This is a genomic window from Glycomyces artemisiae (assembly GCF_003002955.1).
Lineage (GTDB): Bacteria > Actinomycetota > Actinomycetes > Mycobacteriales > Micromonosporaceae > Glycomyces > Glycomyces artemisiae.
Genome location: NZ_PVTJ01000004.1, coordinates 107,890 through 126,248 on the forward strand (window position 1 = coordinate 107,890; position 18,359 = coordinate 126,248).

15 protein-coding genes are annotated in these 18,359 nt (G+C 71.3%); 7 read left to right on the forward strand and 8 right to left on the reverse strand.

Annotated elements, in window-relative coordinates; translation table 11 throughout:
- Positions 1-28: 28 nt before the first annotated feature.
- Complete coding sequence (locus B0I28_RS11905; protein WP_181245760.1) at positions 29-934, forward strand: polysaccharide deacetylase family protein; 906 nt, start codon at positions 29-31, stop codon at positions 932-934.
- Between the two features lies 1 nt (position 935).
- Here the strand turns inward: B0I28_RS11905 and B0I28_RS11910 are convergent, their stop codons facing one another.
- The 5 genes from B0I28_RS11910 to B0I28_RS11930 all read right to left on the reverse strand — a co-directional run bounded on the left by B0I28_RS11910 (position 936) and on the right by B0I28_RS11930 (position 7,253).
- Positions 936-1,376: a hypothetical protein gene (locus B0I28_RS11910; RefSeq protein ID WP_146148060.1), complete on the reverse strand. Its 441-nt coding sequence runs from the start codon at positions 1,374-1,376 to the stop codon at positions 936-938.
- Positions 1,377-1,482: 106 nt separating this feature from the next.
- A complete protein-coding gene (locus B0I28_RS11915) occupies positions 1,483-3,465 on the reverse strand; it encodes a CDP-alcohol phosphatidyltransferase family protein (RefSeq protein WP_106364054.1) in 1,983 nt (660 codons plus the stop codon).
- Positions 3,462-4,316, reverse strand: a complete 855-nt coding sequence (locus tag B0I28_RS11920) for an ABC transporter ATP-binding protein (protein ID WP_106364055.1) — start codon at positions 4,314-4,316, stop codon at positions 3,462-3,464. The genes B0I28_RS11915 and B0I28_RS11920 overlap by 4 nt, the downstream gene beginning before the upstream one ends.
- 130 nt (positions 4,317-4,446) lie before the next feature.
- Positions 4,447-4,776 (reverse strand): hypothetical protein, encoded by a 330-nt coding sequence (locus B0I28_RS11925; protein WP_106364056.1) that lies wholly within the window; start codon positions 4,774-4,776, stop codon positions 4,447-4,449.
- 14 nt (positions 4,777-4,790) lie between these two features.
- Positions 4,791-7,253, reverse strand: a complete 2,463-nt coding sequence (locus B0I28_RS11930; protein WP_106364057.1) for a glycosyltransferase — start codon at positions 7,251-7,253, stop codon at positions 4,791-4,793.
- 163 nt (positions 7,254-7,416) lie between these two features.
- Between B0I28_RS11930 and B0I28_RS11935 the strand changes: the two genes are divergently transcribed.
- Both B0I28_RS11935 and B0I28_RS11940 read left to right on the forward strand, forming a co-directional pair.
- Positions 7,417-8,916: a glycosyltransferase family 2 protein gene (locus B0I28_RS11935; protein WP_181245761.1), complete on the forward strand. Its 1,500-nt coding sequence runs from the start codon at positions 7,417-7,419 to the stop codon at positions 8,914-8,916.
- Positions 8,917-8,925: 9 nt separating this feature from the next.
- Positions 8,926-10,350, forward strand: coding sequence for a glycosyltransferase family 2 protein (locus B0I28_RS11940; protein ID WP_106364059.1), 1,425 nt, complete (start codon positions 8,926-8,928; stop codon positions 10,348-10,350).
- Here the strand turns inward: B0I28_RS11940 and B0I28_RS11945 are convergent.
- Positions 10,267-11,370, reverse strand: a complete 1,104-nt coding sequence (locus B0I28_RS11945; RefSeq protein WP_181245762.1) for a glycosyltransferase family 2 protein — start codon at positions 11,368-11,370, stop codon at positions 10,267-10,269. The genes B0I28_RS11940 and B0I28_RS11945 overlap by 84 nt on opposite strands.
- Positions 11,371-11,708: 338 nt before the next feature.
- Between B0I28_RS11945 and B0I28_RS11950 the strand changes: the two genes are divergently transcribed.
- Positions 11,709-12,995 (forward strand): nucleotide sugar dehydrogenase, encoded by a 1,287-nt coding sequence (locus B0I28_RS11950; RefSeq protein ID WP_106364061.1) that lies wholly within the window; start codon positions 11,709-11,711, stop codon positions 12,993-12,995.
- 248 nt (positions 12,996-13,243) lie between these two features.
- Positions 13,244-13,648, forward strand: coding sequence for a hypothetical protein (locus tag B0I28_RS11955; RefSeq protein WP_106364062.1), 405 nt, complete (start codon positions 13,244-13,246; stop codon positions 13,646-13,648).
- Positions 13,649-13,718: 70 nt separating this feature from the next.
- Here the strand turns inward: B0I28_RS11955 and B0I28_RS11960 are convergent, their stop codons facing one another.
- Positions 13,719-14,480 (reverse strand): ABC transporter permease, encoded by a 762-nt coding sequence (locus tag B0I28_RS11960; protein WP_106364063.1) that lies wholly within the window; start codon positions 14,478-14,480, stop codon positions 13,719-13,721.
- 2 nt (positions 14,481-14,482) lie between these two features.
- Positions 14,483-15,451, reverse strand: coding sequence for an ATP-binding cassette domain-containing protein (locus B0I28_RS11965; protein ID WP_106364064.1), 969 nt, complete (start codon positions 15,449-15,451; stop codon positions 14,483-14,485).
- A gap of 151 nt (positions 15,452-15,602) precedes the next feature.
- On the opposite strand from B0I28_RS11965, the gene B0I28_RS11970 reads away from it, so the two are divergent.
- Both B0I28_RS11970 and B0I28_RS11975 read left to right on the forward strand, forming a co-directional pair.
- Complete coding sequence (locus B0I28_RS11970) at positions 15,603-16,277, forward strand: PadR family transcriptional regulator (protein WP_106364065.1); 675 nt, start codon at positions 15,603-15,605, stop codon at positions 16,275-16,277.
- Positions 16,278-16,430: 153 nt separating this feature from the next.
- A complete protein-coding gene (locus B0I28_RS11975; protein ID WP_106364066.1) occupies positions 16,431-18,173 on the forward strand; it encodes an acetyl/propionyl/methylcrotonyl-CoA carboxylase subunit alpha in 1,743 nt (580 codons plus the stop codon).
- Positions 18,174-18,359: the final 186 nt, after the last annotated feature.

The window sequence follows — 18,359 nt, forward strand, 5'->3', positions numbered from 1 at the left end:
GATGGCCCGGGACGCCTACAATCTCCGCATGGGACGCCACAAGTTCGGCATCGCGGCAGCGCTGCTCGCGCTGCTCCTGCTCGCCTGGATGTGGCCCGAGGGCGACGCGCCGCCCGCGGGGACCCTGACCGCGACCGAGCCTACCGGCAGCGAGGCCCCCTCGTCCCCCGCCGAGGACGACGGGGAGTCCCCCGACACCGCGGACGACTCCGATCCGGCCTCCGAGACGACCGCCGCCGAGGACCCGGCCGAGACGAGCGCCTCGCCGTCGCCGTCCTCCGAGGCCCCCGGCGCGCCCTCCTCGGCTCCGGCCGCCGAGCCCGCGTCGAACACGTACGACGGGCCCCTGGGGACCCGCAACCACACCGGCGACGACTCGGTCGCCCTCACCTTCGACGACGGGCCGTCCCCCGAGTGGACGCCGAAGGTCCTCGACATGCTCCGCGAGCGCGGCATCAAGGCCACGTTCTGCCTCATCGGCGCCTACGCGGAGGCCTACCCCGAGCTCGTCGCCGACATCGTGCGCGAGGGCCACACGCTGTGCAACCACTCCTGGTACCACGAGTTCGACCTCGGCACGTGGAGCGATGAGGAGATCCGCGCGAACCTCCAGCGCACCAACGACGCCATCACGAAGGCCGCGCCCGGCGCGACCATCGAGTACTTCCGCCACCCGGGCGGCCAGTGGACCGAGCGGGCCATCGGCGTGGCCGCCGACATGGGCATGGAGTCGCTGCACTGGGCCGTGGACCCCTCGGACTGGGACAACGCGACGACCGAGTCGCAGATCAAGACCCGCGTGCTCGACGCCTCGAAGCCCGGCGCGATCATCCTGCTGCACGACGGCGCGTCGAACCAGAAGGACATGTGCGGGGCCCTCGAATCGATCCTCGCCGAGTTCGAGCGGCGCGGCTACACGTACTCGGCGCTGTAGCTCAGCGGAGGTCCGCGGGCATCCTGCGGCCCGGCAGCAGCGCCAGGAACGCGAGCGCGAGGAGGCCGACGCTCATGCCGGCCTGCACGGGGAACGAGAGGCCGAGGAGGCCGCCGTCCTTCGCGTCGCCGGAGCCGCCGTCCACGGGGCCCGAGCCGGGCTCGCCCGCCTCGCCTGTGGGGCCGTCGCCGCCGGGCTCCCCGTCACCGTCGGTGCCGTCGTCATCGCCGTCTGCGGTGCCGTCGCCGTCGTAGCTGGGGCTCTCGGTGAGGTCGGTGCCGGGCGGCCACGGGTTGGTCTCGTCGGCGTTCACCCAGTCCACATGGGATATGGATTCGCCTTCGGGTCCGGTTCCGGCGCCGTACCAGGGCAGGGAGAGCACGCCCACCGCCCCGATCACGGACGCGACGAGCACCAGACGCCGGAGCCCACACTTGCGCACACGTACACCTTAGTCGCGCAAAGCGAGCGCCGCCCGCCCGTACGGACATGTACGCCGAACGAGTTCGCTTGGAAGTCAATGAGGTGCGGGCGGAAGCGGGTTCGCCTCAGGCGGCCGCGGCGCGCGAGGCGCGGACCGTCCCGGCCACGACCGCGCCGACGAACACCGACGCGACGTACACCGCGAGCACTCCGTAGACCACTGTGGCCACTACAGGCCCGGTCGCGACGGCGACGGCCGCGGCGACGAGCGCGATGAGGCTGCGCACGGGCCAGCCGAGGCCGAGGTCCCGGCGGGCCACCGGCGAGGCGGCCTTGTCGAGGCCCGCGGCGAGGTCGTAGAAGTACAGGGCGATCACGGTGAGCAGCAGGTACAGGACCGGCCAGGCGACCTCGGCGGCGATCCCGGCGGAGCAGATCGCGCCGAGCTCGACGGCGCGCAGCCCGGCCGGGATGTACCAGTCGAGGATGCCCTCGTGGTCGGTGCGGGCCACCGACCCGGCCAGGACCAGCGCGAGCGCGGCGAGCCCGAACGGGACCCACGGGGGCGTCCCGAGGGCCGCGGCGAGCACGGCGGCACCGGCGGCGAGGACGGCGGCGGCGGTCGCGGCGAACGGCGTCATGTCGCCGCCGAAGCGGGCGCGCGGGGCGAGGCGGGCGATCGGCCCGTCGTCGCGGTGCGCGGACCGGTCGGGGCGTCGCAGGGCCGCGGTCCGGGCCGCGAGGGACCGGAGCGTGCGGCCCGCGGTCGTGTACCCGAGGGCGAGGAGCTGCCAGCACAGGAGCGCCGCGATGGCGGTCTGCGGCCCGAACGCGACGGCGGCGACGGCGAGCAGCAGCCACCGCTCGCCGACGGGCGCCACAATGGTCCGCTTCGCCCAGTACAGGACCGAGCGGTGCGCGCCCATGACCTGCTCGGAGGCGGAGCCGAGGCGTTCGCCGAGGTGCGCGGCGCGGCCCGAGGGCGGCGCCGACTCGCGCTTGCGGGCCTGGCGGACCACGGCGGTGTCGAGGAGCACGGCGTACCAGGTGTCGGCGGTGTGCCTGACGGTCTGGGTCGCCATGGCGGCGATGGCGAGGCCCCACGCGGCCGGGGCGGAGGCGCCGCCCGCGACGGCGCCCGCGGCGAGGCCCGCGTAGATGAGGAACTCCTTCGAGCGGTCGGCCATCATGTCGAGCCAGCCGCCGAACGAGGAGAAGTTCTGGGTGTACCGGGCCAGCTGGCCGTCGACGCAGTCGAAGACGAAGCTGAAGTACATGAGCGCCGCGGCCGCGAGATACCACCAGGACCAGCCGGTGGCGAAGATCCCGGCGGCGGCGACCGCGAGCGTGATCGACACCCACGTGATCGGCGTCGGGGTCCAGCCGAGGCGCGCCGAGAGCTTCACGAGCTTCGGGGACCAGGACGAGACGGCGTAGGTCGCGAAGAAGTCGTCGTCGTGCTTGACGGCGTTCTTGAGCCGCCACGCGTCCATGTCGACGGCCTCGAACGCGGCGATGACCTCGCGGGCCTCCTCGCCGGTCGCGACCTGGCGGTGCTCCAGGCCCGAGGTGCGGTAGGCGTTGACGGGGACGGCACGGGCGTGGAGCGCGGCGAGGACGCCTTCGAAGGCGTCCCCCCGGGCCTGGCGCGGCCAGTGCCGCTCCAGGCGGGCGAGGTGCGCCGCGGAGACCTTCGCGAGGCCGCCGAGGCGGGTCTGCCCGGGCCCGGGGCCGGTGACCAGGCCGCGCTCGACGAGGACGGTGGCCGCGGTCGGGTCGTCGGCGCCGACGAGGACCCCGGAGCGGCGCGAGGAGTCGGAGAGGACGGCGGCGACGGTCGTCTGGGAGGCCACGAGGTCGGCGCAGGCGACGAACAGGGGCCCGTCGCCGGAGAACGCGATCTCCCCGAGGTGGGCCAGGTCGGCGTCGGCGTCCGCCGACGGGAGCTGGGTCGCTTTGACGGGCCGGTCCGTGCCGGGCCTGGTGAGGACGGTGACGTCGTCGCAGCCGGCCTCGCGGATCTGCGCGATGAGCCGGTCGAGGACCGTGCGGTCCTCATCGATGTCGGCGAAGCCGCCCGGGGCCGGCAGGATGACGGCCCGGCTCACGCCTCGCCCGCTCCCGGTACGAGGGCCGGGACGGGGGCGGCCTGCTCGGCGGCCTTCGCCGCCGCGGCGGCGCGGCGGGCCTTGCGCTCCTCCTTGGCCTTGGCGTCGCGGGCCTCGGCCTCCTTGTAGGCGGCGAGGGCCTCTTCGACCGTGCCGTCGGTCTCCAGGGTCCCTGCGTCGAGGAAGATGCCGCGCTCGCAGTACTTCTTCAGGTCGCCTTCGGAGTGGGACACGAACACGAGGGTCCGGCCCTCCTTGAGGAGCCCGGCGATGACCTGCTGGCACTTGCGCTTGAACGCGGCGTCGCCGACGGCGAGGGCCTCGTCGACCAGGAGGATCGGGTGCGGGAGCTGCGTGATGACGCCGAAGCCGAGGCGGACCTTCATGCCCGAGGAGTAGTACTTGACGGGCGTGTCGATGAAGTCTTCGAGCTCGGAGAAGTCGACGATCTCGTCGAACTTGGCCTTGATCTCCTTGGTGGTCATGCCGTGGAGGGCGGCCACCAGGTTGACGTTCTCGCGGCCGGTGAGCTCGCCGGAGAACCCGGCGGACAGGGCGATGAGGGGCGCGACGCGGCCTTCGCGGCGCACGTAGCCCTCGTCGGGGATGAGGACCCCGGTGATGAGGCGCAGCAGCGTCGACTTGCCGGTGCCGTTGCGTCCGATGATGCCGACGGCGTCGCCGGGGAAGATGTCGAAGTTGACGTGGCGCAGCGGCCAGAAGTCCTGCTGCTGGGCACCCTGCTTGTTGGCGGCGCGCCGCACGAACAGGTCCTTGACCCGGCCTTTCTTCTGCTTGCCTTTCGCAAAGCAGATCCCGAGGTCACGAGCCTGAATGATCGGCTCCTCCATGGGGGCGGCCCTCCCGGAACAGGTGAATTACACGGCGCGCCAATACTACCGTCCGGTCGCGGGGGCCGGTCCTCGCCCGATCCGAGAGGAATCTCATGCCCCTGGAGGAGTACTCCCGCAGGTCGGAAGGTCACGCAGCGCGGTCGGTCCCCGCCCGGCGGCGCTCGGCCGCGAGGCGCTCGACCTCGAACGCGGCGAGGATGCGGCGGTAGGTGACTTCGGCGCGCTCGGCGGACGCGCGGGCTTCGAGCCGGGCCTGCCTCGCCTCGCGCCACACCAGCGCCAGCCCGCCGAGGGTGATGAGGCTCATCGCGAATGACGCGGCCCACACGAGCCGCTGCGGCCCGAGCAGCGCGACGGCCATGAGCCCCGCCGCGGCCAGGACGGCGAGCACGGCGAGGACGCGGGCGGGCGAGGGCCGGCCGAGGCGGCGGTGGACGGCCTTGAGCAGTTTCTTCATCGACGCACTCTCGGTCAGGCTGACGCGGTTCGGACGGGGCTGTCGGCCAGCAGGTCCGACACGAGCTTTCGGTAGGAGTCGTGGCTGAACCGCTCGCGCACCCGCTGCTGGGCGAGGGCGCTGCGGTCGAGGTACCGCTCGGGGTCGGCGTACAGGCCGTCCACCAATGGGACCACTTCGGAGGGCTCGCAGTACAGGGCCGCGTCGCCGAAGACCGGTTCGAACCGCGGCGGGAGGACGGCGACGCACCCGGCGGCGAGCGCTTCGAGGACGGCGCGGCCGAACGCCTCGTACTGCATCGGGTGCGGGAAGTAGATCCAGAAGTCCAGCTGGTACAGGAACGAGTCCACGTCGGTCTCGTTGAAGCCGTAGCAGGTCCACTCGGGCGGGACGGGCTCGCCGGTGATCTGCGGGATGGACTTGACGCCGCCCATGATGCGCACGTCCCAGCGGCCGTCGCCCGGGTAGACGAGCGGCAGGTCCTCCGCGGCCGGCCATTTGGTGCGGTCGTCGCGGGAGTGGCGCCCGACCACGGGCAGGACGGAGCGGAACCCGGTGCGGGCGGGGGCGATGTCGGCGGTGTCGAGGATGCCGGGCATGTCGAACTCGGCGAGGCGGCCCGCGGTCAGCCCGCTCAGCGCCTCCCTGACCTGCGGCCCCTGCGGGACCCACAGGGGCTCGGTGCCGAACATGTCGGTCGCGTTGGCGTGGCAGCCGTCCGGGTCGTAGCGGACGTCGGTGCCGTCGCGCTCGGCCGGGGCCTGGTTGGCGAGCACGATCATCCGGTCGGGGCGCACGCTGGAGCGCTCGCCGGAGCGGAACTGGAGGATCGGCGGGTAGCGCAGCACGAGGAGGTCGCAGGCGACGTCGTCGGTGACCAGGACCTGGTCGACCGTGCCGTCGTTGACCATCCGCTGGATCGGCTCGCACATGGGCCGGTCCTCGGTGGTCATGTGCCGCCACGATTCGAGGTGCATGACCGCGACCGACATGCCTTCGGCCCGAAGCGCTTTGATCTCCTCGATGGTGGACTTCTGGGGGCCGCCGAAGGGCCGCCAGTCGAGGCAGAACACGACGTCGAAGCGCCGCCGCCGCTGCTCGGCGCGGGCGACGGCCGCGTGGTACGGGGCCCAGAACGGGCGCGGCTCGGGGCGGCGCGGCAGGCGCGGGTCGGCCTCACCAGTGGCGATCTGCTTGTGCCACAAGGGATAGGAGGACTGGTAGGCGCGGCGGGACGGGTGCTTCCAGCCGGGCCCGAACTCCTCGCGCGACAGCGACCCGGGCGCCTGGCGCATGATCGTGTCGGTTGCCCTGAGGCGCTTGACGGCGTGCTCGCCGTAGGCGGCCGAGAAGCGGTGCAGGAGTTCGGTGTCGGCGCCCTTGCGGATCTCGTCGTAGTAGCCGAGGCGGTCGAGTGCGCTGCGGCGGAACATCATCGACGCCGTCGAAGCGGTGGTGAGGACCCGGCCGGGGCGGGTCGCGGTGAGGTCCTCGTTGCACAGGAACGCGTCGCCGTACGTGAGTTGCAGCCCGGGGTCGGCGAGGAGCGGGGCGATCGAGCGCGCGATGCGGCCGGGCGCGGCCCAGTCGTCGGAGTCCAGTCCGGTGATGAAATCGCCTGACGCTGCATCGAAGGCGGTGTTGCGGGCCGCGAACGTGCCGCCGTTGACGTCCTTGCGGATCACCCGGACCCGCGCATCCAGGGCCGCGGCGGCGTCCAGGACCGGGTCGTACTCGGCTCCGGAGGCGTCGTCGACGACGAGCACTTCGAGGTTCGCCCACGTGCCGTCGAGCAGTGATCCGACGGCGGTGAGCAGCGCCCGGTCGGGCCGGTACGCGGTCATGACGACCGAGACCTTCGGACCGTCGACGCTCCCGGGCGCGGCCTCGGCGCGGAGCCGGTCGAACCACGGCAGCGAGCGGTCGGGGTCGAGTCGGAGTTCAGGGTGCCCGCACAGCGCCCCGAGGCGCTTGATCCAGGCGCGCTCGTCGCCGCCCGCGTCCGGGTGCTCCAGGTCCGCTACGAGCGCGTCGCGCTCCAGCGCGGGCAGGTGCCGGTACCGGCGCAGCAGCCGCCGGACCGCCTCGGCGTCGCCCGCCGCGTACGCGAGCTGCGCGTGGACCGCGGCGCTGCGCGGGCCGATCCGCTTCGGGCCGCCCAGCTCCAGCGCCAGGTCGAACAGGGCGAGCGCGTCCGCGCGGTCTTCCGCGGTCCCGAACTGGAGGCCGACGACGCGGGCGAGGTCCGCGAGGGCCTCGGGGTCGGCGTCCACACGGCGTCCCTCGCGGGCCGCGGCGAGCAGTTCATGCAGCGTCAGCGACCTGGTCGCGGCCGCCGCGAGCAGGTACCTGCCGCCCGGCGAGCGGGTCCGCAGCGCGGTCGACACCAGCGAGCCGCGCCTGCGGGCCCTCGACTGCCTGAGCTGGTCGTCGATCAGGCGGGCCGGGTAGCGCGCGTCCTCGCTAGCTGGAGTCATCTCGTCCGTTCATCTCTGCGTCGCTTTCGACTGAGATCCTCGCGGACTCAAAGGCCGCGAAGCTGAATTGAAAACGAACGGTCCCCCTCACCTGCGTAAACAGATGTTGAACTGGGAAGCCGGTCAATGTCCTCCGCCGCTGCCGGGATATCGTGGGCGCGAAATGAGCGACTCACCGAAACGCCCGCGCATCGTCCGCAACGACTATAGGGCCCTCCACCCGCCGCAAGGCGACACCTGGAAGCCGAGTCTCGCGGTGAGCGTCGTCATCCCAGCTTACGGGGCGCAGGAGAAGCTGGACCTCACGCTGGCCGCCCTCGCCGCCCAGACGTACCCGGCCGAGCTGACCGAGGTCGTCGTCGTCGACGACAACTCGTCCCCGCCCCTGCGCCTCCCCGAGCTGCGCCCCGAGCACACCCGCCTGGTCACCACCACCCCCGACTCGTGGGGCTCGGCGCACGGCGTGAACACCGGCGTCGCGCACGCCGACGGGCAGGTGATCCTGCGCCTGGACTCCGACATGGTCGCCTACCGCGACCACGTCGAGCAGCAGATGCGCTGGCACCACACCGCCGACTACCTGGCCGTGCTGGGCCACAAGCGGTTCACCGCGTGGGAGCCGGGGCGCCTGACGCCCGAGCAGGTCCACGAGAAGGTCCTCGTCGGCGAGGGCGCGGCCCTGTTCGCGATCGAGGACTCGACCTCGCACTGGATCGAGACGGTCATCGCCGACACCGACGGCCTGACCGCGCACCACCCCACGAACTACCGGGTGTTCATCGGCGCCACCGGGTCGCTGCACCGCGACTTCTTCAAGACCGTCGGCGGCCTCGACACCGACCTGCGCCTGGGCTCGGACACCGAGTTCGCGTACCGGCTCGCGCAGGCCGGGGCCGTGTTCGTCCCCGAGACCCGTTCCTCCGCATGGCATCTGGGGATGCCGCAGATGCTGGAGCGCGGCGACGAGGGCCGCCAGCAGCGCGTCCCGTACATCGCGCAGCGCGTGCCGCTGCACGGCTGGCGCCGCACCGCCGCGCCCCGCGCATGGCGGGTCCCCTTGGTGGACATGGTGGTCGACATCGCCGACGCGACCGCGGCCGAAGTGGACGCGGCCGTCGCGCCCGTCCTCGGCGGCCCCGACGGGGACGTGCGGATCACCCTGGTCACCGGCCAGGGCCCGGCCCCGCAGGACCGCGCGTCGATCCTCGCCGGGGACGGCGCGCAGCTGCGCCTCATCGAGGAGCTGTACGACGCCGAATCCCGCGTGCGGATCACCCAGCAGGCCCCCGAGGCCGACCCGGCCGTCCCCTACCGGCTGCTGCTGCCCAAACCGGTCCCCATGCGCGCCAAAGGGCTCGGCCGGATGCTGCACCTCATGGAGCGCGTCGACGCCGGCCTCGTGCTCGCCGAGCTCCCCGGCGGCCCGCCCGCCCGCCTGGAGCGCACCGCCGCGTTCGCGCGCGCCCGCCACATCACCGGCGGCACCGGCCTCGACCAGGTCGTCGCCGGGATCTGGGGCGTCACCACCTTCGACGACCTCGCCGCCGATGAACCCGAGGGCACCGTCTTCAGCCCGCCCCCGGCGGACATCGCGCGCCGCTTCGCCCGCAAGTACTTCAACGCCCGCCAGCGCGCCCGCCTGCGCGCCATGCTCAAACGCTAGGAGCCAGCAGTGACCGTCCTGCGCCGCAACGACTACGGCCCCCTCGACCGGCCGGGCGCGGACTGGCGGCCGAAGCTCAGCGTGAGCATCGTGATCCCCGCGCACGGCCATCAGGACAAACTGGACGTCACGCTCGCTTCCCTTGCGGCGCAGTCGTATCCGTCGTCGCTCGTGGAAGCGGTCGTGGTCGACGACGGCACGGAGCCGCCGCTGCGCCTGCCGGAGCTGCGGCCCGAGTCGACGCGGATCGTCAAGCCGCTGCCGGGCGGGTGGGCCTCCGCGCACGCCACGAACTCCGGTGCGGCGCAGTCGGACGGCGATGTGGTGCTGCGCCTGGACTCGGACATGCTGGTCTTCGACGACCACGTGGAGTCGCAGCTGCGGTGGCACCACGCCGCCGACTACCTGGCGGTGCTGGGGCACAAGCGCTTCGTGGACTACCGGGCCGGGGACCTCGATCCCGTGGACGTGTTCGAGGCGGTGCGGGCCGGGAAGGCCGCGTCGCTGTACGACCGGGCCGAGCCGCAGTGGATCGAGCAGATCATCGGCGCCACCGCGGGTCTGCGCGAAGCCGACCACCGGGCGTTCCGGGTGCTCGTGGGCGCGTCGTTCTCGGTGGCGCGCACCATGTTCGACGCCTCTGGCGGGATGGACGCGGACGTGCTGCTCGGTTCGGACACGGTCTTCGGGTACCGGCTGCACCAGGCGGGCGCGCTGTTCGTGCCCGACGAGGACTCCTCGGCGTGGCACCTGGGCCCGCGGCAGATCGCTTCGCGCGGCGACCTCGCGAAGGCGTACCGGCGTCCCCGGATCGCGAACCGGGTCCCGGAGGTGGACTTGAAGCGGCCCAGGGCGAACCGGTCCTGGGACACGCCGCTCGCCGACGTCGCGGTCGCGGCCGGTGACGGCACTGAGTCCTGTGTGGACGCGATTCTGGGCGGTTCGGTGCGGGACGTGCGCGTCACCGTCACGGGCGAGTGGCCCGAGCCGCACACCGGCCGCCATGCGCCCCTGGACGACCCGCACTTCGCGTCCCGGAACCTGTTGGAGGCGTTCAAGGGCGAAGGGCGGGTGCGTTTCGCCGAGGCGTTCGAACCGGACCGGCGCGTGCCGTACCGCATCGAGGTGCCCGCCGACGCCGAGCCCGGCCCGGAGGCCGTCAGGGTCCTCGTGGACCATGCGAACGAGCACCGACTTGGACTGCTGGAAGTCATACTGCCCCAAGGAATCGTGCGCTTGGAACGCGCCGCGGCGGCGGCGCGCGCAGCGCACCTCAACGTGTCCATTGCAGACGTCTGGGGTGCGGAGAAGATCAGTGAAGGCCCCCTCGTGGAGGCGTTCGCCCCGGCTTCAGGGGCCGGTGACGCGGGTGGGGGCCGGGAGCGCGGCCTCGGTCCGCTGCGCCGGGCCGTCAGGCGCGGGCTCGGCCGCTGAGTCGCGGCCGCTCACGTCGGTGTGCTTGAGCCGCTGGGCGAGCCGGTACACCTGGCGCAGGGCCTCGTACCCGAGGTAGGCGCGGGCGGCGAGGAGCCGCTGCTTGAGGCCGGTGACGCCCTCGGCGGGGTGCCACGCGTCAGGGCCGGGGTGGTAGCGGCGGTAGAGCCCCGAGGTGCGGCGGAAGAACTCGCGGCGCTTCTTCGGGTCGACGCGCTCGGTGTTCCCGATGACGAGGAGCAGGTGCCAGACCATGTGGTTGAACAAGGCGACGCGCACGCCCTGGTCGGTGACGCCCTCGAAGTCGTCCCAGACGCGCTGCCACTGGGTGAACACGTCGAAGTGGCGGTCGTCGCGGGTCCGCGTGATCGAGGACCCGGCGCGCTGGCGCCACTGGTAGCAGCATTCGGTGACGACGCTGATCCGCTCGGCGCGGCGCAGCAGCCCGTACGTCCAGGGGATGTCGGTGTACCAGCCCGCGGGGAAGCCGAGGTCGATGCCGGTGAGGAACTCGCGGCGGGAGACCTTCGTCCACGGGGTGTGCGTGTAGTCGACGATCTGCGGCCACTCGGCGAGCGTGAACGAGGCCGGGTCGGCGGGGCAGTGCGCGGCGAGGTCGGCGAGCTCGCCGATCTCGACGACGCCGGTGTCGCGGACCTTCTCGTGCTGCACGAGGACCACGTCGGGCCGTTCGGGGGCCTCGACGGCGGCGAGCACGCGCTCGACGGCGCCGGGCTTGAGCTCGTCGTCGCCGTCGACGAACCACACGTAGTCGCCCTTCGCCTGCGTGAGGCCGAAGTTCCGGGCCGGGCCCGAGCCCGCGTTCTGCGGGGTCGCGACGACGCGGATGCGCGGGTCCTCGGCGGCGAAGGCCTCGGCGACGGCGCGGGAGCCGTCGGGCGAGCAGTCGTCGACGACGACCACTTCGAGCCGGTCGCCCCCGCCGGTGATCGTCCGGAGGCACCCGGCGAGGTACGCCTCGGCCTCGTAGACGGGGATGACAATGCTCAGTGCGGGCATGCACCGATCGTAGCCCCAGGCGGCACTTCGGACCGGCCGGAGAATGGGGCCGCGGTCACGCCGCGCACCGGGTGAAACCGCATGTGAACGGCAGATTTCTGGGAGCGGTTCGCGCAGGTCCGCGAGCCCGCGGACGCCTTCGGGGAATGGTGAACTTTCGTCTATCAATCGGTGAACAGATCCGCGGAACGACGATTTCGCGCACATTACGTGACGAATAAATGAACGAATAGCCAACGGGAATTGACGTTTGCCCTGGTTGGACCCGTGGACGTTGCCGTTGCTAATCTCGGTTGACCCTCTCGATCCCACCCTGCCGATTCGCAAAGGACTCCACTGTGGTTAACGACGCGGCACCGAACGAGCCGGCCTTCGACGTCGACCTGGTCGTGGTCGGCCAGGGCTATGTGGGCCTGCCCCTCGCGCAGGCCGCGGCCGCCCGGGGCCTGGCCGTGGTCGGCCTCGACCGCTCGCAGACCGTGGTCGACGCGCTCAACGCGGGCTCCAGCCACATCGACGACATCGCCGACGCCGAACTGGCCGTGATGCTCGGGCAGGGCTACACCGCGACGACCGACGCCTCCGTTCAGTCGCGCGCCAAGGCGATCGTCATCTGCGTGCCCACGCCGCTGGGCGAGGCGGGCGGCCCCGACCTGGCCGCGGTCATCGGCGCGTCCCGCTCCGCCGGGCAGCACCTGCGGCGCGGCGCGCTCGTGGTCCTGGAGTCCACCACCTACCCGGGCACGACCGAGGAGGTCGTGGCCCCGATCCTCAAGGAGGAGTCGGGCCTGGAGCCCGGCGCGGACTTCTGCCTCGCGTTCTCCCCCGAGCGGGTCGACCCGGGCAACCCGGTGTACGGGATCGTCAACACCCCCAAGGTGGTCGGCGGCCTCACGCCCGAGTGCACCGCCGCGGCGAAGGCGCTGTATTCGCGGTTCATCGACACGATCGTGGAGGCCAAGGGCCCGCGCGAGGCCGAGATGGCGAAGCTCCTGGAGAACACCTACCGGCACGTCAACATCGCGCTCGTGAACGAGATGGCGGTGTTCTGCCGCGAGCTCGGCGTGGACCTGTGGGACGCGATCGGCCTCGCGAAGACCAAGCCGTTCGGCTACCAGGCGTTCTACCCGGGGCCGGGCGTCGGCGGGCACTGCATCCCGATCGACCCGAACTACCTGTCGTACAAGGTGCGGACCCTCGGGTACCCGTTCCGGTTCGTGGAGCTGGCGCAGGAGATCAACAACCGGATGCCCGAGTACGTGGTCAACCGGGCCATGGCGAAGCTCAACGGCAACGGCATCGCGCTCTCGCGCGCCCGGGTCCTCCTCCTCGGCGTCACCTACAAGCCCGACATCGCCGACCAGCGCGAGTCCCCCGCGACCCCGGTGGGCCGCAAGCTCATCGAGGCGGGCGCCGAGGTCGCGTACCACGACCCGCACGTGACGACCTGGACCGTCGGCGGCCACGAGGTCGAGCGCGTCGCCGACCTCGCCACCGCCAAGGCCGACCTCATCGTCCTCCTCACCAACCACGGCGAGTACCAGCCCGACGCCCTCCCCGCAGGCGTCCCGGTCCTCGACACCCGGGGCGCCCTCCGAGGCGCCGACGGCGTCGAGACGCTGTAGCCGCTCGGACCCGACGACCGCCGCGCTGACGCGCGGCGGTCTTTTCATTTCCGGGAGACCTGGTCCTGGATCGCGCGCATGGCTTCGAGGCTGGTGCACCTTGCACGCTGAGAGCTGGTTTCAGGCACGGCCGCGACCTCGATTTATTTGCGGTTAAACGGTTTCTGTAAGGCTGTTCCTCGAATTCGGTTCCCGGAGACCCTTCCCGGTCCCCGAACCGCCGTTCCATGAATCGAGGAGCACCAACGATGATCAAGAAGTGGGTCGCCAGAGCGGCTGTCACCGCCGCAGCGGGGATCGCGATGATCGCCGGCATCACCAGTCCCGCATACGCCGCGGACACCGTCTACGACCTCGTCTACCAGGACATCCTCGTCGGCGACATGTGGCACATCGACGACGGCGACAAGTTCCGCGTCTACGACTGGTACAAGGACGGCCACGGAATCGAGGGCACCCTCCAGGTCTGGATCATCTCAAGTTCGAAATGGGCCGACAAGGAGTCGGCGTACAACAACACCGGTGCGGGGACGTACGTCGGATTCCAGAACGACGTATTGAACGGCTTCACCTACCGGATGAAGGTCTGTCTCCAGGATGGAGCCAGTGACACCACCCCGATCAAGTGCGGTTACAAGACCTTCGGCGAGTAGCCGAACCTGATCGCCGGAGGGCCGGACGCGCGAAGCGCGTCCGGCCCTCCGGCTTTCGGGTTTCCTGGTGCTATGCCACGGCGCGGGCGAACTTTCGGGTCGCCCACCAGACGAGGACGATGGTGAGGGCGCCGAGGATGACGGGCGCCTCCCAGACGAAGCTGGAGTCGAGGTTGCCGGCGAAGAGTTCGCGGGAGGCCTGGACGGCGTAGTAGAACGGGTTGAAGTCGGCGACGTTCTGGAGCCAGGCGGGGGCCATGACCATCGGGAGCATGATGCCGGAGATGAGCATGATCGGCTGGACGAGCGTGTTGATCGTCGGCGCCATCGCGTCCTCGCTCTTGAGGATGATCGCGAGGCCGAGGGAGACGGCCGCGAGCATGAACGCGGTGAGCATGACGATGAGCAGCATCAGGGCCACGCCGGGCCAGTAGACGTCGAGCTTCCCGGTCGCGGCGGCCAGCAGCACCAGCGCGAGCGACTGGAACACCGTGGTGGTCACCGTGGACAGGGTGCGCCCGAGCATGAGGGCGATGCGGCTGACCGGGGTGACGCGCATGCGCTCGATGACGCCCTGGCGCAGCTCGGCGATGAGGCCGAAGCCGACGAACGCGGACCCGAAGAGCGCCATCATGATGATGAGGCCGGGCACGAACGTCTCCATCGCGCCGTTCTCGAACCCGGGCATGCCGTCCATGGGTTCGAGGAGCGGGGCGAACAGGAACAGGAAGTAGATCGGCTGGACCAGCATGACGATGAGCCAGACCGGCTGCTTCAGGTTGAGCTTCATGGCCCGGGAGTACACGAGCCAGGTGTCGCGGAAGACCTTCACGGCTACTTCTCCTCTCGCAGGGACCGGCCGGTCTGCTTCAGGAAGACGTCGTCGAGGCTCGGCCGGTGGAGCTCGATGGAGGCCGGGGAGAGGTCGGCGCCGTCGAGGGCGCGGAGCAGCTCGGGGAGCGCGGCGGCGCCGTCGTCGACGTAGAGGCGCAGGATCGCGATCCCGGTGGCCGGGTCGGCCTCGCCCGTCTCGACCTCGCGCACGAAGTCCTTGGCGGCGAACAGGTCGTGGGCCTCGGCGGCGCGGTCGGCGACGCCGACGGCGACGACGTCCCCGGCGACCTCCTTCTTGAGGGCGATCGGGGTGCCCTCGGCGACGATCTCGCCGTGGTCGATGATCGCGAGCCGGTCGCACAGGGCGTCGGCCTCGTCGAGGTAGTGCGTGGTCAGGAAGATCGCGGTGCCGCGCTCGCGCAGGGCCCGCACCTCGTCCCACATGTGGGCGCGCGACTGGGGGTCGAGGCCCGTGGTCGGCTCGTCGAGGAACAGGAGCTTCGGCTCGTGCATGATGCCGAGCGCGATGTCGAGGCGGCGCTTCTGGCCGCCGGAGTAGGTCTTGACGTTGCGGTCGGCGTACTCGCCGAGCTGGAACGCCTCCAGGACCTCGACGGCGCGGACCTGCGAGCGCTTCTTCGACATGCCGTACAGGCGGCCCTGCATGACGAGTTCCTCGCGGGCGGTCACCTCGCCCCAGGTGCCGCCGGCCTGGCCGACGTAGCCGATGTCGCGGCGGACCTTCCCGGCCTCGCGGGCGAGGTCGTGGCCGCAGACGACGGCCTGCCCCTCGGTGGGCTCGATGAGGGTCGAGAGCATCCGCATGGTGGTGGTCTTGCCGGCGCCGTTCGGGCCGAGGAGGCCGAAGACCTCCCCTTCCTTCACGGCGAGGTCGACGCCGCGCACGGCCTCGACCTCCTTGCCGCGGGACTTGAAGGTCTTCTTCAGCCCCTTGGTCTCGATGAGCATGGGTACCTCACGGGTGGACGGATCGATGGAACGGTGTTTCTGTGAACCTGTTTCCTTGTTCAAGTTTGACTATAACCACACCCCTGAGACGCCCGCAACTCGGATTCCGGGTCCGTAGCGCCATAGTCAAGCCTGGAGTAATATCGACGGCATGTGGAGCACGCGCTTGCTTGTCCTCGGCCTGGTCAGGTGGCTCGGCCCCGTCCACGGCTACCTCGTGCGCCGGGAGCTCGACTCCTGGCGGCTGCCCGGGGTGTCGGAGGTCGGCGCGGGCTCGATCTACCACGCGCTCAAGCGGCTCACCGCCGACGGGAGCATCGAGGTCGTCGGCACCGAGTCGGTCGACGCGCGCCCCGCGCGCACGACGTACCGGATCACCGCGAAGGGCGAGACCGACTTCCAGCGGACGCTGCGCGAGAAGCTGTGGGAGGTCTCGGCCTCAGAGGACCCGTTCCACACGGCGTGGACGTTCGCGCAGGTCCTCAGCCCCGCCGAGAACGTGGCGATGCTCCGGCAGCGGGCCGAGACGCTCTACGAGCGCGTCGAGCTGGTCACCCAGGTGCTCGCGGCGACGACCTCGGACTTCAAGGAGGCCAACGGGGACGCGTTCGTGCCCGCACACGCGCGGGCGATGATCCGCCGCCAGGCCGACCTGTGGGCCGTGGACGCCGAGTGGTGCGAGAACACGGCCGCGCGCATCGAGTCCGGGGACCTCGACATCGGTTCGGACCTCGACGAGGAGCAGGCGCGCTACTGGCGCGAGGCCATCCAGAGCGACAGGTTCGTGGAGCAGGTCCAGATGTGGCGCGAGGGGATCGGAAAGTAAACCCCTGAACGATCGTTTAATAGATCACGCTAAAAAATCCACAACCCGTCTTATGGAGACCCTCTAAAAACAGTCCGGTTCGTGCCGGTTCTTCCGGGCCCTGCGTCTCGGCGCGCCCCCGGTCCCGGATACCCGGCAACTACACTGCGGGACGTGCGCAAGGTTTTGATCGCCAACCGCGGCGAGATCGCAGTGAGAGTCATCCGGGCCTGCCGTGACGCCGGCTTCGAGTCCGTCGCCGTCTACGCCGACGGCGACCGCGATGCCCCCCACACCCTCCTGGCCGACGAGGCGTTCGCCCTCGACGGCCTCACGGCCGCCGACACCTACCTGCGGATCGACAAGCTCCTGCGGATCGCGGAGCGGTCCGAGGCCGACGCCGTGCACCCCGGGTACGGGTTCCTCTCGGAGAACGCCGAGTTCGCCCAGGCCGTCATCGACGCCGGGCTCACCTGGATCGGCCCGACCCCGCAGTCCATCAGGGACCTCGGCGACAAGGTCACCGCCAGGCACCTCGCCATGAAGGCGGACGTGCCGCTGGTGCCCGGCACCAAGGACCCCGTCTCGGACGCCTCCGAGATCCTCGCGTTCGCCGACGAGCACGGCCTGCCCGTCGCGATCAAGGCCGCGTTCGGCGGCGGCGGGCGCGGCCTCAAGGTCGCGCGCACCCGCGAGGAGATCCCCGACCTGTACGAGTCCGCGGTCCGCGAGGCCGAGGCCGCGTTCGGCCGCGGCGAGTGCTTCGTCGAGCGCTACCTCGACCGGCCCCGCCACGTCGAGGCGCAGGTCCTCGCCGACACGCACGGGAACGTCATCGTCGTGGGCACCCGCGACTGCTCCCTCCAGCGCCGCCACCAGAAGCTCGTCGAGGAGGCCCCCGCGCCGTTCCTCACCGACGACCAGCGCGCCGTGATCCACAACGCCGCCAAGGCCATCTGCAAGGAGGCCGAGTACCACGGGGCGGGCACCGTCGAGTTCCTCGTGGCCGTCGACGGCACCATCTCCTTCCTCGAAGTGAACACCCGCCTCCAGGTCGAGCACCCCGTCTCCGAGGAGACCAGCGGCCTCGACCTGGTGCGCGAGCAGTTCCGCATCGCCTCCGGCGAGGCCGTCCCGCTCCTGGAGGACCCCGAGCCGCGCGGCCACTCCATCGAGTTCCGCATCAATGGCGAGGACCCCGGCCGCGGGTTCCTGCCCGCGCCCGGCGCCGTCACGAAGCTGCGCCTCCCGGCCGGGCCGGGCGTGCGCGTCGACACCGGCATCGAGGAGGGGTCCGTCATCGACGGGAACTTCGACTCGCTGCTCGCGAAGGTCATCGTCACCGGCGCCACCCGCGAGGAGGCCCTGCGCCGCTCCGCGCGCGCCCTCGCCGAGATGGAGGTCGAGGGCATCGCGACGGTGCTCCCGTTCCACCGCCTCGTCGTCGAGGACCCGGCGTTCGCCGAGGACTTCACGGTCCACACCCGCTGGATCGAGACCGAGTGGGACAACACGCTGGAGCCGTACGCCGCGGGCGGCGCCGGGAACGGCGAGGCCGAGGAGCGCACCAGCCTCGTCGTCGAGGTCGGCGGCAAGCGCCTCGAAGTGTCGATCCCCGCCGGGCTGCTCAACCCCGTCGCCTCCAGCAAGCCGAAGAAGCGCGCCGCGAAGAAGCAGGCCGACGGCGGTCCCGCGATCGGCGGCGACGCGCTGCCCTCGCCGATGCAGGGCACCATCGTGAAGGTGGCCGTGACCGAGGGCCAGTCCGTGGTCAAGGGCGACACGATCGTGGTCCTGGAGGCCATGAAGATGGAGCAGCCCATCGAGGCGCACAAGTCCGGGACGGTCTCCGGCCTGGAGATCGGCATCGGCGACGTCGTCGCCGCGGGCGCCCCGATCTGCCGCATCTCCGAGTAGCGCGCCGCGAAGGCGTAACCGATCTGTCGGGTGCAAGACTTACAACCCGGCATTTCCCGGGGGACAATGGTCAGTGCTGTGCGTAGCACCACAAGCACTGCGGATCACGACCGAAAACGGGTTAGGGTACCCGGCGGCGGCTACTCTGCCGCCGGACCTCGACCACTCCCTACAGGGGGCCTCGCC